Below are 26,035 nucleotides of genomic sequence, written 5' to 3'. Positions count from 1 at the left end.
GTTTCTAGGAGTCTTTGCCGTAGGAGTAGGCGCATTAGAAGGCACATATCAGGGCATGAGTGAACGCGAGTTTCTGCGCAGCCCAGGGTTTCAGCAAGCAACAACCGATGATGTTACTGGGACTAACCGGGAGATGAACCATGAAGCTCAATCCGAGGACGAGCTAGGGAACGCGTCTTTATCACCACAAGATTCTGAAGCACAACTGGGGGCTAAGAAAAACGAAGGACCACTCCGCCTGCTATGGGTTCCTAGTTGGGGCACTAACCAAGCCCATGGATACCTGCTTGACCCACGCACGGAAAATGCTCCTCTACCACCGGGGATGTCTAAATGGCTAGCGCCAGGAGAAGTAGCTCTATCACCCGCACTAGCACGCCAGTACAGACCCGGAACAATGAGCCCTTTCGGAAGAGTGCAAGCACTAATCCCAGAGGAAGCCTTGTCCGACCCGGCTGAACTGTTCTTTTATTCTCGCCCCACAGGTCCCCTGCCCGAACACTGGGGAATAGCAGTTGACAGTTTTTCAGGATCTGATCTGGTAGTTAACGGAGATGCCCTCAACCTACCACCACAACCTCATGCGATTCTGTTTCTAGTTATATTTCTAGCTTTCCCAGGCGCATTCCTATGCCTCACAGGAATATTTCAAAGCTTCGCGCTTAGAGATGCAAGTGCCCTATTACGAGACATCGGTTTTGGAGCAAGAACGAGACTTGCATGCGGAGTTGGAACCATGCTGTTGCCGATATCCGCAGCCACTTTAATTACAGTTCTTATCATAGGTATCACGTGTGTTAAGCCGATTCACTTACCTCTGGTGGGGGTGATCCTCTCCCCACCCGACCTACGGAGCCAACTTCCGTTAACAGCAACAATTTATTGCACCCAAGTCCTTTTAGTTATCTTCGCCTGCGGGCTGAACAGTTGGTTCACATTTCACACGCGACCAGCAACAAAACTGCACAAACTGATAGCGCGCCTGTCACAATTCTCTGTTCTGCCATCCCTAGTTTTCGTGTGGGCATTCGCAACCCTAAACGAGTTAAGAGGGTTGACATTACAGATTGTCTTTTTCGGCGCTCTACTCTCACTAGGCATGGCAATCCCGACAGTATCGCTATGGGTAGCTGAAATGGTGTCCAATCTACTGCATAAACTGAATCCGAGTGCAGTGGCAATTATTGCGCGGCGGAAACTACGAGCACATGGTCCTTCATTAATAGTTTCGCTTCTCGGCATGTCCCTCACCCTCGTAAGTCTCGCAGGCGCACAACTTTATGCATCACAGTTATCGGCACCAATGAAGCAAGCACTTAGAGTTGACGCAGGGCTCGGAAATAGGTTCCTCGAAATCAAAATCCCTGGGTTCACAGTGCAAGAAGCTGAGGAACTATCGAAAAAACTGTCTTCCGCTGGAGGCATCATAATCGCTACTTCTCCTGAGGAAAAAACTGGGGCTACCGTGCTTAAAACTGACCAGAAAGCCCGGGAAGTCTTAAAACTACCAGATAGAGACATTGATAACCAAGACCTTGCTACTACAGACCAGTCAGCTGTGGCATTAGATATAATTGGTGGCGATACTTTTTCGATTCGCACCGAAATACCATCGAGGGTACCTCTACATTCACTGTTCCTAGTATCAGACCAACAACTAGACATGGAAAGTGTTTCACAAGCGACTATTTCCATGGGAGCTGTCACTAGCCGTCTAGGTAGTAACTGGATTGGCGGGGTTAAGATACTATCAGACAAAGTAAATTGGTTCATTCTTCTTGGTTTCCCCGCAGCTTTAGCACTTATTATCGCTTTCTTGACCTCCACCAATCAGCAGGCGAAGAAGCGTTTGAAACTGCGGGAGTTAGTGGACATTCTTGCCCTCCCAACAAGCATTAACTTAGCGATCACGGGTCTCATAGCTTTTCTTCCCACTCTTGTGTGCGCGGCCCTATCGTGCTTGGCCTATTCCGCTCTCGCTACCGGGTTTTCGTCACGTTTCGGGGCGTCAACGATTGTTTCACCAAGTTTCCAAATAACCCTATTTATTGTCGGCGCAATCGGAGCAGTCTACGGAAGCGCACTAATCTATCAAGATAGTAGACGTAATCTGCAGGTCTGAAAGCGCACTATAGCTTTACCCGTTATAGCTTACCCCGCTGACGGTCGTGTTTCCTTGCTCTACTGCCTTGCGTAGCCAACTGCCTGTAACAGATTTAGAGCACCGAATAAGTCCCTGAGGGTTACCTGAGTAAATTACGGAACCCCCGTGTTCCCCAGCCCCAGGGCCAATATCAATAACGTGGTCAGCTCGAGCTATAAAACCTAAGTTATGGTCAACAACTATAACTGTCAGCCCCTGGTTGACCAGCTCATGGCAAAAGTTAGCTAATTGGGCTACATCGCGAGAGTGCAGACCAGTAGTGGGCTCATCAAGAACGATCACAGTATCACTGCTATCTTGGTAATCTTCCAGAAACTTTACCAGTTTAATCCGTTGTAGTTCACCCCCAGATAGGGTATCTAAAGTCTGTCCAAGAGTGAGGTATTCAAGCCCAACATCACTTACCAGGTTTATGACCTGCTTAACCTTGGGAAGCCGACTGAACAACTCATTCACTTCATCTAGACTCGCGTTGAGCACATCAGCGATCGACCACTCACGGTTACCGCGAGTTAGTTTTACTCCGATGGCCTTATCATTGAATTTCTGCCCGCCACACCTTTCGCACACGGTTTCTACGTCGTCCATGAAAGCCATATCTACACGTATTACCCCGCGTCCTTTGCATGCGGGACACGCACCTTTGCCATTGGCACTGAACCAACTCTTGTCGAGTCCAGAGGCAACCGAAAACTCTTGCCGTACAGCACTAGCTATTCCCAGGGTAGTCAGCAGAGAGGATCTGCGAGTTGCCATCAATGGTGCTTGGTCAATCATGGACACGCGTGGCTGCTGTTCAACTAGAGATTTAACAAGTGAACTTTTCCCCGATCCGGCCACGCCAGACACAACTGTCAATACTCCCAGTGGGAACTCTACGGTGACATCATGCAGATTGTTTAAGCATGCGTTCTTTACCCAAACACTTCCCTGCGATTCGCGCGCAGCTGGGTTCAGTTCCATTCCACCCCGTAGCGCACGCCCCGTAGGCGTAGTACTCGAAACCAATTGGCGCGGAGTTCCAGCGAATATCACGTTCCCTCCATTGATTCCAGATCCCGGCCCAAGCTCAACAACATGGTCACAGGCAACTAGAATCTGAGGGTTATGTTCCACAACAATCACGGTGTTGCCCTTATCGCGCAATCTTTGTAACGATACAAGTAGGCGATCAACATCCGCTGAGTGAAGACCCGCAGTCGGCTCATCCATTATGAATGTCGCGTCGGTAATAGGAGCACCCAGTATCCCCACAGTTCGTAGGCGTTGCGCTTCACCGCCTGAAAGCGAATCAGCCCGCCTATCTAGTGACAAGTACCCTAACCCTATTTCACTCATGTATTTACATCGCGTTAAGATGCTACGCCGCGGCCCAGCCACTGCGTTAACAGTAACTTCAGTAAGCCAGTTGACGAACTTTTCTATACTCAACTGTTGAACTTGCGCAATATTTAGGTTGTTGAGGTAACTTGCTCGCGCTGCGTGGTTGACGCGTTGCCCTCCACATTCATGACACGTAACTCTGCGCACAACTCTGTGTAACGCTTCATCCTCACGCCGCGTGGTTCTCACTCCACTTTTTTCTAAATAGGATGCTTTAATCCTTGGAATCACGCCGTCAAATATTCCATGCTTGGGATAACCAGGAAGAGGATCGTCCAGCTTTACGCCCTCACCATACAAAAGCACTTCACGCTGGGCCGCAGGTATTTCTCGCCATGGAATATCAAGCGCGCTAAGTCCTGAGCAAACCAAACGTTTCCACCGGTATGTTCCCGGTTCAAATGACGGAAACCTGATTGCCCCTTCGTTGAGACTTCGGTTTGGGTCCACCAGTTCTGATAGGTCAATGTCATTAACGTACCCCAGCCCGGAACATGAATGGCACATGCCCCGTGGATCGTTAGCGGAGTATGACGGAGAGAATCCCGCTGAAGGGGTTGCCGACCGCGAGAACAATAAGCGTAGGTAGGGGGCGATACCCGATGCGGTTGCTACAGTAGAGCGCACGTTCTTACTAAACTTCTTTTGCCCAACTACACCAGTAAAAGTTAAGCCACGCAGTTGCTCAACCTCACCAAGATCTAGATTCCTCATCCTTGCCTGTACAAATGGGGGGAATAATCAGGCCACCGCTTGTTGCGCTCCAGCTGCCAGAGTGACTATCAGAGATGATTTTCCTGATCCCGAAACCCCTGCTATTCCAACCAATTTGTGCTTAGGCAAGTTAACCGACACATTCTTCAGATTATGTGTAGTTGCCCCAGCAACCTCAATCATGCCAGTACTAATCATGACCTTCCCAATCACTGATAGTAGAAATAAGAGGTACCTGACTCTTGTTTCATTCTCAATTATATGAACGTTTTGGAATCTGCGTCCTCGCGGTTTTAGCTGCCGTAACCGGGCCTCCAGTTTCTTCCAACTGCGTTCATAACCATCATTGGATCATCGGATCTTCAGTGAAGTAGCAAAATGTAGCGACAATGCCACCCCATCAACCCCAAGCCATTACGAATCACCTGAACAAAAGGATTACCCCACACGCAACTGTAAACGTCGGTGAGCTGCATAGCAGACCGTTCCGCCACCGGCCTGCCACCAGAAGAAGTAGGACCAAACAAGAGAGAATACGATGAACCCAACGTTTAATAGAAAAGTTGAGATATAAGTCTGGTAACAGTACTGAAAGAACGCTCTTCTTGCGAAAATGAAGAGCGCCCTTTCAAATGACTATCCACATCTCATTCGTGATGTGCCTCTACGGAGAACGTTTATCGTCTACTCAGTTTTGGAATGATTACCGTAAGTAGGACAGCAACGCATGCGATAAAACCAAGAAGCCATAGCGGATTGATGAATCCGCAAGCTAGGGCAAGCATTCCCAGTCCGCCCGAAATGCCTACAACAACTATTTCACCAGCAGACAATTGGAGCTTTCTACGCATCCTGTTTTCTCCTCTCTACCACAGCTGGAAGCAAGCAGCAGCTGCTCCCATCCCTCCTGAACCTAGAGCAGCATAAGCTCCGATGCAAGCTGCACATATACCTTTTGTGACAATAGGTTATGGTGCCGCACATGCGCCGGCACAGGCTCCAACAATAATATGGGCTGCTGGGCCACCATTACCAGCGACGGCTCCCAGACAAGCAACTACTTTCCCGAACGACCGATCAGTTTTGAGGTTGGAGGCAATCTTCTCTGATTCTGATTTGAGGCGTTCAATGTCTGCCTGAAGATCGTCATCATTAACATAAGAAATATCTAGCTCTTTCGACTGTACCCATCAATAGGCGCTGTTTCGGTCTTAAAAGTCTTTCCTTCTTTCTTGACTTCAAGTACGACAGCTTCAGAAAGACGAGCCACCTGAGAGAATCGAACTCTCGACCTTCTCATTACGAGTGAGACGCTCTGCCGACTGAGCTAAGGTGGCGTTCGCCCCGTAGGGCACGCGGTTAACTTTAGCGAACACTATAGGTCGTTTTCAAACTCTTCCTCTGTGTTTCACCACACTAACCACTGGGAATACAAGTATTTCCATTGACAACACTAGTCTCCAATTATCGTTGACAACTAACCTCGCTAGTCATCGAAGCTCACATCGTCTTCCGGCACTTCCCCATCAATCAAGTACTTATCGACCGTGCTACGCACCCCCGCGGAACCATCCTGGCGGTACGCGCAGTGCCCCCACCCGTCCCAAGAGACCAGGCGAGATTTCGCAGCTGCCTCATGCATATTAACCGCCCACTTGTAAGGTGTTGCAGGGTCGTTCCTAGTTCCCACAATCAGGAACTCCGGTGCCTCAGACGCCGATAGTGCTTTGCGCTCTCCCGGCGCTTTCACCGGCCAATCCACTAACCCAGCAGAAGCGTAAGAGAATTCCGAACCCACAAACGGCAGCTTCTTCTTCAGTTCTTCCGCAGCCTTCTCCCACTCCTGAGGTGTTCCCACGGGTTTATAATCGAGCGCATTAACTACGTTAAACGCGTCAAAAGAGTTAGAAGAGTACGAACCGTCAGGCTTCCTATCTGCATATAAGTCAGCTATCTGCAACAAGATAGAGCCGTCTTTGCTCCCCATTGCCTGCTTCACACCTTGGGTTACGTACTTGTACGAATCGGTGGAATACATACCTGCTAATATCGCGGACATCGCCAACGACTTCGTGAGGGGACGGTTAGGATCCGCCGTGGGCAGCGGTTTCCCCTCAAGTTGGTTCAACCACGTTTTGATCACTATCTTCACCTGCTCTGGCGACTGCTGGTCAGGCAGCTCACCGTTCTTCGTAGCCACCTCAATCCAGTGGTCCACCGAAGCCTCAAACCCTTCAGCCTGCCCCAACGAAATCTCATTCACATTCGCAGCCGGATCTAACGCCCCATCCAAAACCATGCGGCCAACATTCTTACCAAACGCATCCGCATACTTAATTCCCACGAGCGTGCCATAAGAGAAACCCACGTAGTTAAGCTTCTTCTGCCGCATCGCAGCGCGCAGAACATCCAGGTCTTTCACCACCGAGTCCGTATCCGCATGGCGGGTCATCTGCTCAGATTCCTCTAAACACTGCTTACCCAGTTTCGCCATAGTAGAACGGATCTTATCCACAGACGACTCATCGGACGCACGCATTTTGTCTGTCTGCTCCGGCGTCAAGCACTGCACAGGGGATGAAAGCCCAACCCCACGCGGATCTGGCGCAACCAAATCGTACTTACCCAGCACGTCCTTCGAAAAAACGTTCTCAACCATAGAAGGCAGCCCACCGATAGCACTGCCACCTGGCCCACCCGGGTTGTACACCAGAGGGGTTCGAGTGTGCGAACCGTCTTGCGAATAACGCGCAACCCGCAGCTGCACTGATGGCCCCTCAGGTTTCTGGTAATCCACAGGAACCTTGACATTCGCACACTTGTACTGCTTACCTTGCAAACGATTTTGGGAAATCTCCGCGACCTGCGCATCACCATCACAGGATCCCCATTTAACTTCCTGATCGTAGAAAGCCTGTAATTTGGTGTCAGAAACCTTTTCAGAATGAGCTCCATTCTTAGATTCCTCTGCGGAACCTCCCGCGGAACACCCCGCTACCAGCAGCGCCGTAGCCAAAATGGCAACTATGCGTTTGTTCATTATCCATCCTCGAAAGTAGATGTTCGAACTACAGGTCGCGGAAATACCGCGTCTGCTTTACGTTAACAGACACACTTAACAAGGAGCTACACGAAACCAGTGCAGATTACATAAAGAAACCGTTAAAACAGTCCGCAGCTTTTAAGCAACTGAAGGATTGTGCAGCGACACCAACAAGCTTTCCAACACCAGAAGCGGCGGCACGTTCGCCGCCATGCGTTCACGCGCCCGATCAATCGCATTCATACGCTCCAACGTTCGGGATGCATCCGTTCGCCCCGCCATGCTTTCAATCTGGTTAGAAAGGTCTACATTTATGAGGTCCATCCCGGCCCCTAACTGCGTAATCAACACGTCGCGCAACAACCCCAACAGGTCTACCATCACCCGATCAATCGCGTCACGCTGACGCCGGTCGCGGCGCCGCTTCTGCTGATCCTCAACCGTTTTTATCTGCGCCCTAGTGGAAGGGTCTAAACGCTTTTCCCCATCCACCCCCAAGGTGCGTTTCAACGCTTGAATCTCACGCTCATCAGCTGCGTCAATCTCCGCTCCAGCCTGTGCCTTAACCTGCTCCAAAAGGGCATCTGCGTTCAAAACTGCCTGCCCCACACTGCGGGCACGGACCGCCAAACTCAAAAGCTCTCGCCGCGCCTCAAGCTGATTAGGATCATCCGCAAGCCCCTGCGCGCGCCCAACATGCCCCTGCGAAAGCTGCGCGCACAACCTGGCCTGCTGCGGATCCACCCCCCGTTTCACAAGCAAGTCAGACACGGACTGCACAGACGGCACCTGCAGTTGAACGTGGCGGCAGCGGGAACGAATCGTGACAATCAAATCTTCCGGGCTGGGGGCACACAGAATCCACACCGTCCGCTCCGGTGGTTCTTCAATAGATTTCAACAAAACGTTTGAGGTGCGTTCCAGCATCCGATCCGCATCCTCCACCAACACAACCCGCCACCGCCCGAGGGCCGGTGCGGTCTGCGCATCGCGAATCAATTCCCTAACCTGATCGATCGTGATGATAACCGTTGACGTATCCAGGTCCGTCACATCCGAGTGACTCTTCAACATTGTGGTTCGGCACCCCGCGCACTCACCACACCCAACGATTTGTCCAGTGCACTGCAACGCTGCTGCGAAAGCACGAGCAACGGTTGAACGCCCAGACCCCGGTGGGCCCGTGATCAGCCACGAATGAGTCATCTCTTGCCCCGCAGCACTCGCGGCGCTACCGCGTTCCTCCCCCACGATTGCACGCGCTTGCGTGGCAGCGTTACGCAGAATAGAGACCGCGCGTTCTTGCCCTACCAGGTCATCCCAAACTGTCACTGCCCCGCGCCTTCCCGCACGCCGCAACAGCGGCGCCACTGCTCGATGACCGGGGTTAGCACCCGCCGGATCTGCGCCTGAACAGCACCGGGGGCCTCACCGGCATTAACTAGCTTAACCCTGCCGTCAGATCCCTCTTTTATCTGCAAGTACTGTTCCCGCACGGCCTGTTGAAACGCCACGCCTTCTAGCTCCAACCGATCTTGCGCTCCGTCGCGGCGGCGGGCAGCATCCAGCGGGTCAACATCTAGCAGAACGGTCACGTCCGGTAGCAACCCCTGAGTGCCCCACGTATTCAAGGAACGCACGTCGCCCACCCCCAGGTTGCGGGCTGCCCCTTGGTAAGCAACAGAGGAATCCAAGTACCGGTCTTGCAGCACCACCTGCCCAGCCGCTAGGGCCGGCCGAATTTTCGTTGCCACGTGGTAGGCCCGATCAGCTGCGTAAAGCAATGCTTCACAACGATCATCCATATCGCCTGGCCCGTGCAGTATCAGTTCGCGAATCTGCTGGCCCAGTGGAGTTCCACCCGGTTCCCGCGTAGTCACAACGCGCACCCCGAGCGTTTCCCCCAACCATTGGGCAGTGCGTTCAATCTGCGTGGTCTTCCCGCTGGCGTCCACGCCCTCGAACGTGATGAACAGTCCGCTTCCCATCTACTTCTTCTTCGCGGTAGACGCTTTTGTAGCAGTGGTTTTACGCGTCGTCTTCTTAGCATCCGCAGGCTTCTTCGCGCTCGTTGTCTTCTTAGAAGCAGTCTTTTTGCCGGCAGCTTTCTTAGTTGTCTTACGCGTACTCTTGCGTTTCACAGGGCCTTTCGCCCGCTTGTCCGCCAGCAGTTCGAACGCCCGATCCTCCGTGATGTGTTCAATCGCTTCCGAACGCGGTACCGTCACGTTCGTTTTCCCGTCCGTAATATAGGGGCCGAACCGGCCGTCTTTAATCACAACTTTCTTCCCACTAGTGGGGTCCTCACCGAACTCACGCAAAGGTGGTTTCGCAGCTCCGCGCCCACGCCGTTTTGGTTGCGCCAGCACGTCCAGAGCTTCTTCCAGTGTGATTGCGAAAATCTGTTCCTCAGATTCCAAAGAACGCGATTCTTTACCGCGTTTCAAATACGGGCCGTACGGTCCGTTTTGCGCGGTCACGACCTCGCCCGTTTTCGGATCTGTGCCCACTTCGCGCGGTAGGGACAGTAGTTTTAACGCGTCGTCAATCGTCACCGTTTCTAAGTCCATGGACTTAAATAATGAGGCTGTGCGCGGCTTTACTTTCTTCCGCTTCTTCGCTGCAGCTTTCTTCGCGCTAGCAGTTTCCTGCGTTTCTTCCTCGGCCGGTTCCTTTGGAATAACTTCCATTACGTAGGGACCGTAGCGACCATCTTTAACCACAATGTCACGGCCCGTCTGAGGGTCTTGACCGAGCACGCGACCATCTAACTCCGCTTTACGGAACAGTTCGTGCGCTAGCTCCACGGTCATCTCGTCGGGCGCCGTCGACACGGGGACGTTCGCCTTCTTGTCGTCCTGGAGGCGTTCCAGGTACGGTCCGTAACGCCCCACCCGCAAGGTCATGCCGTCGCCAATATCGATGGAGTTAACGGCCCTCGCGTCAATATCACCCAGCGATTCCACCTGGTGGGCAAGCCCCTTCCCATCCGTCGAAACTTTCGGAGCGTCATCCCCCAACCCGTTGTAGAACGAACGCAACCACGCCACCCGATCTTGATCCCCCATCGCGATGTGGTCTAGGTCTTGTTCCATGCGGGCAGTGAAATCGTAGTCCACCAGGTTCGCCAGGTTTTCTTCTAGCAGGCGGGTGACGGAGAAAGCTAAGAACGTGGGCACCAGCGCTTGCCCGCGTTTCGACACGTACCCGCGGTCCACAATCGTAGAGATCGTTGCCGCATACGTTGACGGCCGGCCGATCCCCCGCTCCTCCATGGTTTTCACTAGAGATGCTTCCGTGTACCGTGGCGGCGGTGTGGTTTGATGCCCGGTTGCGGTTGCACCTCGCACGTCCACAACCTCACCTTCAACGAGTTTCGGCAGCCGCTGCTCATTATCATTGCGCGAACCGTAACGCTGCGCGTCCCGCCCTTCCTCATACGCTGCGAGGAACCCGCGATGCTCGATTACCGTGCCGGACACCGAGGCGACCACGTGATGAGTCCCCGCTTGCAGTTCCCCAACCGAAGCAGTCTGCACCTCCATACCGATCCGCAACGTATCAGTGCTTCCCTCCGCGTCTGTCATCTGCGACGCCAACGTGCGTTTCCAAATCAGGGTGTAGAGCGCTAACTGGTCTTTATTCAGCTCGGTTGCCACCTGGTCGGGGCTGCGGAACGAATCTCCTGCCGGACGGATGGCCTCGTGCGCCTCCTGCGCGCCCTTAGCTTTCTTCGCATAAATCCGCGCGGATTTCGAAACGTTGCGTTCCCCGAACATTTCTTTCGCCTGCGCCCGCGCAGCCCGCAGCGCCTGTGTGGACAGCGCAGTTGAGTCCGTACGCATATACGTTATATAACCGTTTTCGTACAAGGACTGCGCTATCCGCATTGCGTTGCGGGCATTCCACCGCAGTTTCCGCCCCGCTTCTTGCTGTAGGGTAGACGTGGTGAACGGCGGTGCCGGGCGGCGGCGATACGGTTTTTGCTCCACCGACTCCACGTGCGCGTCCGCGTCCCCTAGTTTCTTGATTCCCTCTTCGAGGGCGTGGGCGGAGTCAGCATCCAGAGCCACCACCTCCGCTGGTTTCTTGAGTTCACCCGCGTCGTCAAAATCGCGGCCAACGGCGATACGTTTTTCGTTAACGTGGCTGACCGCGGCTTCGAACGCCGTGGTGGACCACAGCTGTGTCGCCACATCCCAGTACTGGGCACTGACGTGACCCATGCGTTCGCGTTCTCGATCTACAATCATGCGGGTCGCTACCGACTGCACGCGCCCGGCGGAAAGCCCCGCCGAAATTTTGCGCCACAGCAGTGGGGACACTTCGTACCCCACTAGGCGGTCCAGGATCCGCCGGGTCTCTTGCGCATCCACCAGGTTCAAGTTGATTTCCCGCGTGTTCTCTAACGCGCTTTGGATCGCTTCTTTCGTGATCTCGTGAAACACCATGCGTTTAACCGGCACTTTGGGTTTCAAAACTTCAAGCAGGTGCCAGGCAATCGCCTCTCCCTCACGGTCCTCATCAGTAGCTAGGTATAGTTCGTCTGCATCTTTCAACGCTTTACGCAGATCGGTGACCGTCTTTTTCTTATCCGCGTTAATTACGTAGTAGGGTTTGAAATCTTTCTCAATATCAACCGCGAACTTCCCAAGCGGCCCCTTCTTCTTCGAAGGCGGTAGTTCTGAGGGGGTGGGCAGGTCTCGCACGTGCCCCACGGATGCCTTAACGGTAAACTCCGGCCCCAGGTACCCGGCGATCGTCCGTGCTTTCGCTGGGGACTCCACGATCACGAGTTTTTTACCTGCCACGTTCCCACTCTTTCTTAAACTACTATCGGTGCCACCACCCTCATTGAGTGCACGCACTTTACCGCTAAGCGCCTAATACCTGCCAGTCGATCCACCTGCCGCGCGTCACTAAACGCGGCGTGTTGACGACTGCCACTGTACAACGCATTCGCCCCTACCGTATATCACGATCCCACTACGGTGTGCGAATCGTTACCCCTGTCGCGTTATCATACCTGCGGTTAACAGCTGCCGTATTTGCGGCTTGACCACGCTCCACACCTGTTCCAACTCCGCGTCCATGAGCACGCTAATCGCAGTGCAGATTTGCCCCACCGTGAGTTCCCCGTCGCATGCCCCTAAGAAGCCCGCGGTGTAGGCGTGCAGACGGATGCGTTGACCAAACCCATCCCCCTGGGTTGCAACAATCACCTGCGGGTTCTCTTCGCCTGGGAGGTAATGCCGTTCCTCTCGCACATCACTGGTGCGCACAAACCGGTCGGTTTCTCGAACCTCAAAACCATTCGACGCCAACTCATCCATAATTGCCTGCAGGTAGCTACCAGTCGCATGCCCCGGGGCGCGCACCTGTTCAAACTGCTGGTGCACACGCCCGGCGGAACCCGACATATGCGCTCCTTCAAGCGAACCCGACTCAGACACATCCTGGACGGGCTCTTGCAGCGGCTCCGCACCTGCCTTACCGGGCTTGACTAGCAGCACGATCCCCATGCCGACAGCCTGCACGTCACGCCGGTCAAAGTCGCGTAACCACGTGCAGTAGTCAGATTCATATTGCGACCGCGGCCCCAAATCCTGCCCGTTGTCGCGCAACCACATGTGCGCATACTCCACCGGAGATAACTGTTCACGTTCAATCACCATCGCGTGCACACCCGTGTTTGCTAGCCACTTGCGTGGGTGCTCCGCCCAATCCCGGTCACGCTGAATCTCCCAGTTCCCCAAGATGATTGCTCTTCCCCCGGGGTTCAAAAACTTGGTGGCCTGGCGCAAAACCTCACCTGTTAACGCATCTCCTGTTCGGCCACCATCCCTATATTCCACTAGTCCCCCTGCCCGCAGTTCTTGAGGGGTGATCACAAACGGCGGGTTCGACACAATCAAATCGAACCGTTCATCACAAACGGGTTCAAATAAGGACCCTCGGCGCACTTCTACTGGGACGTCGTTGAGGGCCGCGTTGAAGGCGGCGAACTCACAAGCCCGCTTGGATAGGTCAGTTGCGACCACCCGTTTCGCATGCGTCGTGGCTTGCAAAGCGAGTATCCCGCTGCCGGTTCCCATATCCAGTACTGTCCCCACAGGCACTGAGGGGGTGGCTCGCAGCGAAGTGCGGGACGCACCCCCTACTCCGAGCACGTGGTCACGCGCAGGCCGATGCCCCGTGAGCGCCTGGTTCATGTCACACACCACCCACCAGTGATGCTGGCCCGGCGCTGGCGTTGGTTGAATCTGCACACGGGTCCGCACCCGACCGTGCACCGGCTCGTTAACCAACCCGAGGCGACACAGCCCCTCAGTACCCGTGCGGGTGAACGCGCGATCCACATCCACAGCCGCCACGTCTGCACCTAGCAATAGCAAACGAATGGCGTAGGCCAGCGGGGCGGAACTTTCGCCGGCCCGCATAATTGCGGGAGCACGCTGTTCCCGCAACAACGCGTCGTGGGCATCTGCCCCCAACAGGGCACGTACCCCCTCATGCGAATAATTCAACTGTTTAAGGTCTGCCCGCAACGCATTGAGCAGACGCGCAACGATCCGCAATCTGGTCATATTCATACCTCTCATAGTACGGACAACGGTCGCCCCACGCGGACGCGTTCCACTTGAAAACACGCATTCAAACGCCCTCCCTGACCCCATTTTTTTAGGTCACGCACGCCTTGCGAAAACTTGAAATTTATCTCTTTATCGAGACAAATTCGTTTTGGGTCGCTAACGTGGTAACTAAGTGCGGTTCAGATTGGGCCGCTAGCCAAAATGTTATTTAGGAGTGACAATGGCGGTATACACACTTCCTGACCTGACCTATGACTACGGTGCACTAGAGCCCCACATCTCTGGCAAAATCATGGAACTCCACCACGATAAGCACCACAACACGTACGTAAGTGGCGCGAATACGGCACTTGAGAAACTTGAAGAAGCCCAAGAGAAGGGTGACTTCGCCGCTATTAACCTGTGGGAAAAGAACCTCGCGTTCAACCTGGGTGGGCACGCTAACCACTCGCTGTTCTGGAAGATCCTATCCCCGAATGGCCAGGACAAGCCCGAGGGTGAGCTTGGCGCCGCGATTGACGAGTACTTCAAGTCTTTCGAAACGTTCAAAGACCAGTTCACCGCGGTTGCTACCGGCATCCAGGGTTCCGGTTGGGCGATTCTGGGATACGATACCATCGGCCAGCGCCTATCGACCTTCCAGCTGTACGACCAGCAGGCCAACGTGCCCGTCGGGATCGTGCCGCTGCTGATGCTGGACATGTGGGAGCACGCGTTCTACCTCGATTACCAGAACGTGAAGGCGGACTACGTGAAAGCATTCTGGAACATCATCGACTGGGAGTTCATCGCGAAACGCTTCGAGAAAGCACGCACGGATTACACGGGTTTGGTAACCCCGTAACCGCGGGTAGAGCATAGACAAGTATGCGTAACGCCAGTTACGCTTAAGACCACCAGGTCAGCAGCGTTTATTGGGCACATACGTTTATTGGGTGCATACGTTTATTGGACTCAAACTAGGAGGGGAACGGCTAGTAATGCCGTTCCCCTCTTTTGGTATGCACCTACCTTTGTTATGCACCTACGTGGTTAGCATGAGTTGTTCTCTTACATGGTGAACGCGAGTCGCTTTCTTACGTGGTTAGCACGAATTGTTCTGAAAAGACTCCGTTCGATTTCGCGCCACAGGGATATTCCTTTGGACTGTGTTTTACCAGGTTGAAGGACGAGGTTACTCCGACGGCGTTTACCGCGACGGGGGTTACTATGCTGGGGTGGAACTCAGCGGCATTATCACCCACAGAGCTAGGTACACGATGAACGCCGGCCCGGGCAGTAGCGCCACGATGATCGCAACGATACGGATGATACTCGAATCAATCCCCGTGTATTCCGCGATCCCACCGCACACCCCGCCGAGGTAACGGTCCGTTCCGGACCGCATCAGTTTCTTTCTCATAGCATCACCTTTCATTGACTTTGATTACCACCGTGTCACACAACACGCCGCGAGGGTACCCGGTAGTACCCTGACTTAACCCTGATTTTTAGTTCCCCACCCCCTCAGGGAACAACTAGGGCAATACCTAATATCGCTATTTCCTGCGGTTTTGTAGGCTGAAAGTAGCTTCGAAACCAGGTCATAACGCGTTTTCGAATCGTTGAAATAACTGTTGATCGGATCGGGAAGGTTCTTACCATGGCGGCAAATATTGTGGCCACATTGCGGGGAGTTAAGAAGATATACGGTACTGGACGCGCGCAGGTGAACGCGTTGAATGGTGTGGATTTACAGATTCATGAGGGGCAGTTCACGGTGATTATGGGCCCTTCTGGTTCAGGTAAATCCACGTTGTTGCACGTGTTAGCGGGTCTGGATTCACCGTCGGCTGGCACCGTTGAGGTTGGAGGTAAGCAGATCACGAACCTGAAAGACAAGGACCTCACGCATTTTCGGCGCGACAACATCGGTTTCGTTTTCCAAGCTTTCAACTTGATTCCAACGCTGAATGCGCGGGACAACATCACGTTGCCAATGAAGTTGGCGGGGCGCGAGGTAGATATGCGCTGGTTCAAAGAAGTGGTGTTAGCGCTAGGGCTGGGGGACCGGTTAACGCATAAACCATTTGAACTTTCCGGTGGCCAGCAGCAGCGGGTAGCTGTGGCGCGGGCGTTGGTGGCGCGGCCGAAGATGCTGGTGGCTGACGAACCTACTGGAAACCTGGATTCGAAATCTTCCCATGAGGTCCTTTCGCTACTGCGCCAGGCCGTGGACGTGTTGGGGCAAACCGTGGTGATGGTTACGCACGATCGGCATGCGGCTGCGTTGGGCGACCGCGTGTTGATCGTTAAAGATGGTTTAGTTACGCAGGATCTGCCGAAGCCAACTGTGGAACAGATTGAGCAGGTGGCTTAAATGCGTAAGCTACTAGTTTCTAACTTGCGAGCCCACGCGGGTCGGTACACTGCGACAGCAATTGCGATTGCGCTATCCACCGCATTCATCATCACTTGTTTAGCGATTTCTGGTGGTTTCGGTTCGGCGTTGACCACCACTTTCGCAAGTACTATCAGGGGCGCAGACATGGTTGTTGCCCCCACAGATGGGTTCGACCGGAATGAATCCGATTTGGACGCGTCTTCTAAACAGTTGCGTGAGGTTCAGCAGGATCTGAATGCAAAAGGGCTTGACACCCGGTTGGACACATTTTCTTATGCAGAGGTTTACAAACCTGGGCAAGACCGTGTTCGTTCTGGTGGTCAGCTGATCGCACCGGTGGGTAAGTTGAACCAGTTTGATTTTAGTTCCGGCGGACTCCCTCAGAAAGATAATGAGGTGGCGTTGCCAGCTGGGACGGCGAAAACACTGGAAGTAAGTGTTGGTGACGAGGTCATGATGGACGCGATGACTTTCACCGACGATCCGGCCTCGCAGAAGCCAGCCACGATGAAGGTCAGTGGGATTATCGGTAGTGACAAGACTGTGACTGCCGGTGCGCTGCTGGTACCTCAGAAGTTGGGGGAGAAACTCACGAAGGATGATCACGCTTCGCGACTACTGGTGGCGGGTAGCGGTGCGAAAGCCGCGGTGAATGATGCGATCAAGGGGCACGATTGGCTCAAGGCCTCTAGCTTGGATGAGTTCGTTTCTGACACTATTCGTGGGAGCACAGGGAACGGGTCGGTTTTACTGGTCGTCTCCCTAATCTTTCCGGCGATCGCGGCTTTGACAGCGATGATCGTAATCTCCACCACCTACAAGGTGCTGTTGGCCCGACGGGAGCGTGAACTCGGATTGCTGCGCGCGGTTGGCGCGGACGCGGGCCAGGTGCGGCGCTTGGTTTTGGGGGAAACTCTTCTGGTGGGTTTGGTTTCAGCAGTTGTTGGGGTTGCTGTGGGGGCCGTGTTGGGTGCGGGCGCTAACTCGTTCGCACAGTTGGTTCCTTCTTTCTTAGACGGTCTTGAGGTGATTACGCCCCCAATGTTCCTGGGGACAATCGCGACCGGTGTGGCAATGAGCATGATCGCTGGTTTCCGTCCGGCGTTGCGAGCCAGCCGGGTTAAACCAATGGTTGCTTTGCAGCCTGCGGCTACGGATGAGCGTTCGGGTAAGCGCCGCACAGTTTCCACTGTTTTGGGGGTTTTGCTTGCGGTTGCTGGGGGCACAGCGGTGTTTGTGGGGTACCGCGAAACGTCTGCGTCCACGCACTTTGTTCTGATGCTCTTGGGTTCCCTAGTGTTGTTTGTTGGTCTTCTAATTTTGGTGGCTGTCGTCTTGCCGCATATCACTACGGCTTTGGGGAAAGTGTTGAGGTTCAGCGTGACCTCGTCGATTGCCGCTGGTAACACTGGACGCAACCCGGGGCGCACCGGCGCAACTGGTACTGCTTTGGTGCTGGGCATAACGTTGGTGACGACTCTGCTGGTTGGAGCACAGTCTATGGAGAAAACCCTCAATAATGCTGTTAATCAGGCGCGTCCGCTGGACGTGAATGTGGTGGCGCCGCGGTCGTTGAGTGCTGGTGAGCTTGAGGCGATCAGTCGGGTTAAGGGGGTTCACAAAATGGTGACTACGGCCAGTGGGGACGCACAGGTTATCCGCGTTTCCGGGCAAGGTACCCCCGGTGAGGATTCGGGTACGCCCGCGGACAGCGCAGGTACCCCCGGTGGTGCGGACGGCGCAGGTGCCCCCGGTGAAGATGCGGATTTGTTCTTAGACAAGGTGGCTTTGCAGCAGGATTTGTCTGGTATTGCGCACTCAAAGATCCCCACGTTGAAGCCGGGTGAGATTGGGGTACCTAAGGATCGGTGGGATCCGGAGGAAGCTCAGATTGACGTGAAGACCTCTGCGGAAGCACTCACTCTAAAGCCATTGCTTATGCCTTTACCGACGTACACGTTGAGTAAAGCGGATTTTGACAAGCTGTTTACGATTAGCACATCCAATGGTTCAAATACACCGGCACCTGCTGAGGGGCAGGAGCAAGGCAAGCTGAAAGCTGATGGGACAGCTAGTGAAAACGCGGTTATTTACATTGGTTTGGATGATGGTTTGTCCCCCTCGGAGACCACGGATGCGGTTTCTACTATTACGAAGGCGGGCCCAGAGTTGTCGGTTGGTGGCGGAGCTCCTGAGCGCGCAGTGTATTCGCAGATCATTAACGGAATGATGCTGGGTGCCCTGGGGATGCTTGGGGTGTCGGTGATTGTTGCTCTGGTTGGGGTGGCGAACACGTTAGCGCTATCGGTTTTGGAACGTAAGCGCGAGAACGGTTTGTTGCGGGCACTGGGGATGACACGCCGGGATGTGAAACGGATGCTATCTGTGGAAGCGATTTTGATTAGCGCCGTTTCAGTTGCGATTGGGATTGCAGCGGGAATTGGTTTTGGCTGGCTAGGAGTGCTTTCCATGCCGATGGGCGACAACACGGAAAGCATCTTGTCGATACCGTGGCATTACCTAGCGATCACCGCGCTTGTCGCGTTGGTTGCAGCGCTTGTGGCCTCTTGGCTTCCGGGGAGGAAAGCTGCGAAAGCCCACCCGGTTGAGGCTCTTGCAGCAATCGAATGAGAATAATGAACTCGATAAGGATCTGGTAATCAGCACGTGTTTGCGGCGCGTAAAAACTAAGTGCGGAACGCTATCCCCCAACGCTACCGCAGTAAACGCGCCGCAAACACACTAAACTCAATAATGAGTTCCTCAAAACGGAATGCATAACGCAATCCTTGGGGATGAGCCTTGAATAATGTAAATACGCTGCTTATATTCGGGCTGCTCCCCACGCATGTGGGGTTCACATCACTCCGGCATTTCCGGGCAAAAGTTCCGGGTGCCGGAGTCTTTCACTGCCTAGTTCTCGTCATTTAACGTTATTATCTAATTAACATTTAAGCACCCGTCTTAATAAGGAAATCCTGGTTAACGATCTTAGATCTGGAGCTTGCAGAGACCACACCTTACTCTTACACACTGCATATTTGTACATTATTCAGTTGCATTCATTTACGAAGTGCTGTACGCTAGGTTCCATAACCACCCGACAGAGGAGTCGACATGGAGTTTCAGTGGCCACCAGGGGCTCGCGCATTGTGGGCCAAAACCGGGGAAAATGATGGTGAATGGTTGTCACTGGCTCAGCACTTAGAAGACAGTGCACGCGTATCCGCTTGGTTGTGGGACCACTGGTTAGCGAGCCGGATCAAACAACAACTTTCCGAAGGCCTCTCCCTATCACTGGAAGAAACAAAACAGTTCATCACTTTCCTAGCGGGCACTCACGACCTCGGGAAAGCCGGTTCCTGCTTCACATACCAACTATCACCCCACCGGTACAGCTCCTTCGGTGAACGAGCCCAAGCCGTAGGCCTTGAACAAATCAACACCCACGTGCCAATCAAATACCCACACAGTGCAGGCAGCAGCCTAATCATTGACGAATACTTACAGCAGCTAAACAACTACGCGCAGCCATCACCTCAGGCGACAAAAACTGGTGAAACAAGCGCAGCGGAAACCAGGAAACCGAAACGTTCAGAAAGACTTCGCGCAGCACGAGTACGCCGAAGCGTCGCCGGCATCTCTGGATCCCACCACGGCCTCCCCGCAACCAACGAGGCCCACCAAAACGCGGTCGCAGAACAAAACTTTCAAAGCACCAACTGGACCGAAACACAACAAACCACTGTGCAGGCAGCAGCAAGCGGCACCAACGCGCTGCCGGCCCTCAAGAAAGTACTAGAAAACAACAAACCACTTTCGAAAAGTGCGTCAATGGTGCTAACTGGCATCGTGATTATGACGGACTGGATCGCGTCAAACCAAAAACTCTTCCCATGCGTAAAAGAAATGCCAATAGACGCATTCAAACGTTCCCTTGAACAAAACCATACGAACGCGGACACCAAAAAGAATGAAACCCGTTTCAACACCGGGGTCACCCACCTTCAACTCCCCAGCCCGTGGCGACCACAACAAATAACCACGCGCGCAGACGAAGCGTACAAACACCGGTTTAACTGGCCAAACACCGCTACCCCCTACACGGTACAAACCGCGGCATACGAAGAAGCGCAACACGCAAACGGCCCCATCATGATGTGCATCGAAGCTGCGATGGGTGAAGGCAAAACTGAAGCCGCCCTAATGGCAGCGGAAATACTCGCACACAAAAATGGTTGCAACGGCATCGCCTTCGCCGCCCCCACCCAAGCAACCGCAAACGGGCTCTTTCACCGCATCAAAAAATGGGCACAAACCGGAGCCAGCGCCGAAAACCCAGTCTCCATGTACCTCGCGCACGGGAAAAACATTCTCAACGACGAATACACCTCGCTTGCACGTTCAATCCAGGAAGTCTACGACGGCGACCACGACAGCAGCTCGGGCGTTCTTGCACACAGTTGGCTCAGGGGAAGGAAGAAAGGCATACTCGCATCCATCTCCGTCATGACGATTGACCAAGTTCTGATGCTCGCTCTGCAATCCAAACACGCGATGCTGCGCCACCTCGGTTTCGCCGGAAAAGTTGTGGTCATCGACGAAGCCCACGCCTACGACGCCTACATGAACGTCTACCTACACCGCGCGCTCGAATGGTTAGCCGCCTACGGCGTGCCCGTAATCGTCCTGTCCGCCACGCTCCCCTCCGAAACACGCGCATCGCTACTCGAAGCGTACTCCGGAAGAGAGCACGCACCTCAAGAATCTGAAGAAACAAAAACGCAACCGAGCGCATACCCGCTAATTACCGTCACTGGAAAAGACAGTGAAACTCGCAGTCGCGCCGTGCAACCAAGTGGAAGAAAACAATCCGTTACCCTGCACGCAATCGACGATTCCTGGCAGGCACTGCGAGATGCGCTCACTGACACCATTGAAAACGGCGGATGCACCCTAGTTATCTGCAACACCGTTGCCCGCGCGCAATACGCGTATGCGCAACTGAAAAACCTCGTTGGGGCAGACGCGTTCCTAATCCACAGCCGCTTCACCTCCGCTGACCGGGTAGCAGCAGAGAAACAACTAACCTCAGAAATAGGTGCGGACACAAAAGGACGCAGCGGCGAACACGCATGCGAAAACGGGAAACGACCGTGGCGACGCATAGTAGTTTCCACACAAATTGTAGAGCAATCCATGGACGTGGACTTCGACTGCATCATCACTGACTTAGCGCCGATCGACTTGCTAATACAACGTGTCGGACGGCTCCACCGCCACCAACGTCACACCAGCGAACGACCCGCCTGGGCGCAGCAACCACAAGTAATTATCCGCGGCGTCACCGACACCGGCACCGCCAGCTCACAGCCTGTATTCGCCAAGTATTTTGACTTGGTTTACGACCAAGCCACATTGCTGGCCACGTGGGACAAAATCCAACCATTCCTGCACGGCCAACCCCTAGAAATCCCCGCGATGATCCCGCAGCTGGTTGAATCCGTGTACTCCCATGCCAGCACGGTGCAGCCAAAATGGCAAGCAGCGTACGAAACTGCAGTACACGAGCGGAACCAAGAACGCGCCGAAGCACAGGCCAAAGCGGACACATTCCTGTTTGCCGCCCCCACCAACCACAACCACGACTTCGTGGAACTGTGGGACCGTCAGCGAAGCGACGCCGCCCAAGAAGTTGGTGGGGAAGAAAGAGGTTTAGCTCAAGTTCGTGACACAGACCCAAGCATCGAAGTGTTACTAACAGCAGACAGAGGCGCCGGATACTACTCACCCCTGCCGTGGGTGGGCCCAGGGTACGCAGACACGAAACTTGCCGAAGGTAGCCCCATCAGCCAAGACACTGCCTTCGACATCGCCACCTCAAGCGTGCGCCTGCCACTATCGATGACTAAATACCCTCAAGCATTCGACAAAACCGTAACTGAACTAGAGAAAACAACAGACAAAGCCTGGGCTGCGTCCCCACTTCTACGCGGGCAGCTACAGCTCAACCTAGACGAACGCGGGCAAGCAACCCTGAACGGCCACAACCTGATCTACCGAAAAGAACTCGGGCTGGTGGACATCACCAAAATGAGCGAAGACGAGTGCGCAACACTTGGAATCACGTGGCAGCAAGCAGACGACGAGGACGAAACCGAGAACCAGTAGACAAGTCAGAGGCAGTAGAAAAATCACCGCGGAAATCAACGATATAACGCAATACAAACAGGAAGCACCGTGGAAAACCACGGTAAAACGCAAACAGACAGGAAGCAGACAACACAAGGAAGTGAGGTGTTAAATGGAGAACTCATTTAACCTCGTAGACGAACCATGGATACCGGTTCGCATGCGCGACGGTACAAACAAAATACTGTCACTACGCGACACATTCGCGAACAGTGGGCAGATCACACGGATTCAAGGTGACAGCCCCACCCAGAATTACGCGGTACTACGCGTCCTACTCGCAATAATCTGGCGCGCCCACCTAACCGACCCAGATTTTGCGCAAGTGCTTTCCGATCGCGACGAATACACCGGATGGTGGTTCGACAACCTCGAAGACCCCGAGTGGCCCAACAGCAGCCCAATCAACGATTACCTGGATCAGTGGCACGAGCGGTTTGAGCTCATCCACTCCCCCAAACCGTTCATGCAGGTTAACGATCTGCAGACCACCAGTGGGAAAACCCTCGGTATCGCCCGCATCATCCCTGAAGCGGAAAAAGACCAGTTCACCATGCGGGACGGGCAAAAACGTGAAGCGCTTTCGTTACCTGAGGCAGCCAGGTGGCTCATCGCGTTACAAGCCTACGACTACTCTGGGATTAAACCCGGAGCCGTCGGAGACCCGCGGGTGAAAGGCGGCAAGGGATACCCCATCGGCACAGGGTGGAGTGGCACCACCGGTGGAGTGGTACTGCACGGGCAATGCCTAGCGCAAACCTTCATCTTGAACCTCCCGGTAAACCTCATGGCAGATGACAAACGCGAACTAGACCTCCCCCCGTGGGAACGCAACCCAGATACTTCCGCCCCACGAGACGTGCAAAGACCACTGGGACCGGTGGACATCCTCACCTGGCAAGTGCGGCGCGTACGCCTAGTAGTTGAAAACAATGAGGTTGTGCGCGTGCTGGTTACGAACGGGGACCGCATAGAACCCGCGAACGAATTCAACGACCCCATGACGGCCTACCGGTGGTCTAAAAACAAGTCAAAGAAAAACCAGGACGTGTACTACCCGCGCACACACGCGGAAGAACGAACCGTGTGGCGCAGCTTAGATCCGCTGCTCGTATTCAGCGATAAGCAACCAAAACCAGAACAAGCCAACCAGATTCCAAAAACAATCGACTGGTTGCGGTCGATTCAAGAAAGAGGCGAGCACCTAGACCAAGATATTGGGGTTGAACTGGTCGGCATGGTTTACGGCACTCAAGCTGCGGTTATTGAAAACACCATTCATGCGGAGCTGGAGATGAAACTGCAGCTACTCATGTCCAACAATGCCGACGTCATCTTCCACCTGCTGCAAGCCGCGCAGGCCGCGCAAGACGCCGCGATAGCCGTCGGTCAGTTCGGTGGGCGACTAAGACAAGCGTTAGGCGACGACTACCAGTTCGTCCCTTCCCTCACCGAAAGAGTGCTCTACGATGCGGAACCTGGTTTTAAAGACTGGCTTGGCAGCATCAGCAACACCACCAACATTGACCAGGCTTGGGGCCAGTGGGCACAGAACTTATACCAGCAGTTCTGCCTCTTCGCCCAAGACATGGCGTACGCCGCCGGCCCTCAAGCAGCAATCGGCATTATGAAACCAAAAGGCGAGCAAGACGACGGAGTGCTCTACTCGTCTTCCCTTGCATACAGCTGGTTAGAGTACCGGCTCAGCAAGGTCCTCAACGTAAAGGAAAGAAATATGACACTTAACAAGATCAACCACCCTAATGGAAGGAGGAAATGATGGACGTGGCCGAAACCCAACAGAATCCGCGCGCAGACAAAGGGCTGTACGCAACCGTTGTGAGTGCGGTGGAGCGGCTCTACGCCGGTATTTCAGCAGGTGACACGCACGCAGAATCCGCGAGCAAAGCCGCGTTAGCTACCCTGCGCCGCGGGGCTGGGAAAGATCCGGAAGACGACCTGGTTGCGTGGATGCAAGTGATGGAACTGGTGGTTCCCGAAATAGAACCGAAGTATTTAGGTAAACGCGAGCGGCCCTCACAATCAGAAAACGCAATCTACACCGCACTCGTGTTCTACGCACTGCACCAGCAGGGGCGGGAAAAGAACATGCACACGCGGAATCAAACGTTCGCGCAGGCAGCGGGGGTACTGGCGCACAGGCGCGATAGCGTGTCCACCAAAGGTCGGTTCGATTCGCTGCTGACCGCTAAGACCCGCAAAGCACGCGACTACTACATTCGAAACCTCATCAGTTTATTGCGAGCGGAAGAAATCCCGTTCAACTACGGTGCACTCGCAAGCGACCTGAGCGCACTAGACTCCGCACAGCACCGAAAAGGTGTGCTGCTGCGGTGGGGACGCGATTTTTCATTCGGATATTCAGTTAGCAAATACGGAAAAGATAGTAAAGAAACAACAAATCCTGAGGAGACAAAATGACCACCTACGTAGATGTACACGCGCTTCAGACGGTTCCGCCTTCGAACATTAACCGGGACGACACGGGCGCGCCGAAAACCGCGATGTTCGGTGGCACGACCCGCCACCGGGTTTCTTCGCAAGCGTGGAAGAGGGCGATCCGCAAAGACTTCAACGAGAACTTTGATGCGATCAAGATTGGGACGCGGTCGCGGCGGCTCCCACAAATAATCGCAAAGAAAGTAGTTGATAACAGCGGTGAAGAATGGTCTCTTGACGACGCCCTGGAAGCAGTGAAGAAAGTGTTCACGGCCGCTGGGATGAAAACTAAAACTGTTGATCGTGCTGGCAATGCGATTGAAGAGAGCGAATACCTCGTATTCCTGTCTTCGCGGCAAATAGAGCAGATCGCGGACTGGATCATTGCGAATCCGGAAGAGAAACCGAAGAAAAAAGTGGTGTCTGAACTATTCGACACCAACCAGTCGATTGACATCGCCCTGTTTGGCCGAATGGTGGCCGACGCACCCGATTTTAATGTGGACGCGAGCTCGCAGGTGGCGCACGCGTTGGGGGTTGCGCCGGCGGAGCAGGAGTTCGATTACTTTACCGCTGTCGATGACGTCACTGTGCAGGAAGAAGAAACGGGCGCGGGGATGATTGGTACCCTCCCGATGATGTCTTCTACCCTGTACCGTTACGCAACGGTTAATGCTGATCAATTGGCCGCTAACCTTGCGGACGATAAGGAAGTTACCGGTGAGGCGATTGCGGCTTTTGTTGAGGCCTTTATTCGCTCTATGCCCACGGGTAAGCAGAACACGTTTGCGAACCGGACGTTGCCTGACGCGGTGCTGGTTGCGATCCGTGAGGACCGCCCCATTTCGTACGTGAACGCGTTCGAGGAGGCGATTGAGGAAACTGGTAAAGGGATTCGCACTGAGGCTGCCGCGAGGCTGGTGAAGGAAGCACAAGCGATCGAAGCAACATACGATGCGAAACCGGTTAAGAGTTGGGTGATTGCTCTGCCAGATCTGGCGGAGATTCTGGAGCCGCTGGGTGAGACCGGGTCGCGTTCACAAGTGTTAGGCCAGTTACGGGAGGCGCTTACGTCTTTGGATCTTGGTTCGAGTGAGGCGTGA

At 54.1% G+C, this 26,035-nt stretch carries 16 protein-coding genes and 1 tRNA gene; 8 read left to right on the top strand and 9 right to left on the bottom strand.

Features of this window, described 5'->3' with window-relative positions:
• Window positions 1–55 precede the first annotated feature (55 nt).
• Window positions 56–2,122, top strand: a complete 2,067-nt coding sequence (locus tag QS713_RS02530; RefSeq protein WP_313272189.1) for a hypothetical protein — start codon at window positions 56–58, stop codon at window positions 2,120–2,122.
• Between the two features lie 15 nt (window positions 2,123–2,137).
• Here the strand turns inward: QS713_RS02530 and QS713_RS09195 are convergent, their stop codons facing one another.
• The 8 genes from QS713_RS09195 to QS713_RS02495 form a co-directional block, all read right to left on the bottom strand.
• The gene (locus QS713_RS09195) at window positions 2,138–4,054 is read right to left on the bottom strand and encodes an ATP-binding cassette domain-containing protein (RefSeq protein WP_512699825.1); all 1,917 of its coding nucleotides are present in this window, start codon (window positions 4,052–4,054) and stop codon (window positions 2,138–2,140) included.
• A 234-nt stretch (window positions 4,055–4,288) separates the two neighbouring features.
• Window positions 4,289–4,444, bottom strand: coding sequence for an ATP-binding cassette domain-containing protein (locus QS713_RS09105; RefSeq protein ID WP_376779563.1), 156 nt, complete (start codon window positions 4,442–4,444; stop codon window positions 4,289–4,291).
• 1,081 nt (window positions 4,445–5,525) lie between these two features.
• Window positions 5,526–5,598 (bottom strand) — tRNA-Thr (locus QS713_RS02520).
• Window positions 5,599–5,747: 149 nt separating this feature from the next.
• Entirely contained in the window at window positions 5,748–7,301 is a 1,554-nt protein-coding gene (locus QS713_RS02515) for an alpha/beta hydrolase (RefSeq protein WP_313272185.1), read from the bottom strand.
• A gap of 141 nt (window positions 7,302–7,442) precedes the next feature.
• Window positions 7,443–8,636 (bottom strand): DNA polymerase III subunit delta', encoded by a 1,194-nt coding sequence (locus QS713_RS02510; protein ID WP_313272184.1) that lies wholly within the window; start codon window positions 8,634–8,636, stop codon window positions 7,443–7,445.
• The gene (gene tmk / locus QS713_RS02505; RefSeq protein WP_313272182.1) at window positions 8,633–9,292 is read right to left on the bottom strand and encodes a dTMP kinase; all 660 of its coding nucleotides are present in this window, start codon (window positions 9,290–9,292) and stop codon (window positions 8,633–8,635) included. The genes QS713_RS02510 and tmk overlap by 4 nt, the downstream gene beginning before the upstream one ends.
• Window positions 9,293–12,115 (bottom strand): type I DNA topoisomerase, encoded by a 2,823-nt coding sequence (gene topA / locus QS713_RS02500; protein WP_313272180.1) that lies wholly within the window; start codon window positions 12,113–12,115, stop codon window positions 9,293–9,295.
• A 192-nt stretch (window positions 12,116–12,307) separates the two neighbouring features.
• Window positions 12,308–13,897: a DUF7059 domain-containing protein gene (locus tag QS713_RS02495; RefSeq protein ID WP_313272178.1), complete on the bottom strand. Its 1,590-nt coding sequence runs from the start codon at window positions 13,895–13,897 to the stop codon at window positions 12,308–12,310.
• 220 nt (window positions 13,898–14,117) lie between these two features.
• Between QS713_RS02495 and QS713_RS02490 the strand changes: the two genes are divergently transcribed.
• On the top strand, window positions 14,118–14,741 hold the full coding sequence (locus QS713_RS02490) for a superoxide dismutase (RefSeq protein ID WP_102216432.1): 624 nt from the start codon (window positions 14,118–14,120) through the stop codon (window positions 14,739–14,741).
• Between the two features lie 363 nt (window positions 14,742–15,104).
• Here the strand turns inward: QS713_RS02490 and QS713_RS02485 are convergent, their stop codons facing one another.
• The gene (locus QS713_RS02485) at window positions 15,105–15,299 is read right to left on the bottom strand and encodes a PspC domain-containing protein (protein ID WP_313272176.1); all 195 of its coding nucleotides are present in this window, start codon (window positions 15,297–15,299) and stop codon (window positions 15,105–15,107) included.
• 240 nt (window positions 15,300–15,539) lie between these two features.
• On the opposite strand from QS713_RS02485, the gene QS713_RS02480 reads away from it, so the two are divergent.
• From QS713_RS02480 to cas7e, 6 genes are all read left to right on the top strand, one after another.
• A complete protein-coding gene (locus QS713_RS02480; protein ID WP_313272174.1) occupies window positions 15,540–16,256 on the top strand; it encodes an ABC transporter ATP-binding protein in 717 nt (238 codons plus the stop codon).
• On the top strand, window positions 16,257–18,911 hold the full coding sequence (locus QS713_RS02475; RefSeq protein WP_313272172.1) for an FtsX-like permease family protein: 2,655 nt from the start codon (window positions 16,257–16,259) through the stop codon (window positions 18,909–18,911).
• A gap of 486 nt (window positions 18,912–19,397) precedes the next feature.
• A complete protein-coding gene (cas3, locus tag QS713_RS02470) occupies window positions 19,398–22,451 on the top strand; it encodes a CRISPR-associated helicase Cas3' (protein ID WP_313272171.1) in 3,054 nt (1,017 codons plus the stop codon).
• 133 nt (window positions 22,452–22,584) lie between these two features.
• Window positions 22,585–24,252, top strand: coding sequence for a type I-E CRISPR-associated protein Cse1/CasA (gene casA / locus QS713_RS02465; RefSeq protein WP_313272169.1), 1,668 nt, complete (start codon window positions 22,585–22,587; stop codon window positions 24,250–24,252).
• On the top strand, window positions 24,249–24,914 hold the full coding sequence (gene casB / locus QS713_RS02460) for a type I-E CRISPR-associated protein Cse2/CasB (protein ID WP_313272168.1): 666 nt from the start codon (window positions 24,249–24,251) through the stop codon (window positions 24,912–24,914). The genes casA and casB overlap by 4 nt, the downstream gene beginning before the upstream one ends.
• On the top strand, window positions 24,911–26,035 hold the full coding sequence (gene cas7e / locus QS713_RS02455; RefSeq protein ID WP_313272166.1) for a type I-E CRISPR-associated protein Cas7/Cse4/CasC: 1,125 nt from the start codon (window positions 24,911–24,913) through the stop codon (window positions 26,033–26,035). The genes casB and cas7e overlap by 4 nt, the downstream gene beginning before the upstream one ends.

The organism is Gleimia hominis, assembly GCF_032085515.1.
In the GTDB taxonomy this organism is placed as follows: Bacteria; Actinomycetota; Actinomycetes; order Actinomycetales; family Actinomycetaceae; genus Gleimia; species Gleimia hominis.
This window is presented reverse-complemented; position numbering and strand designations above follow the sequence as displayed.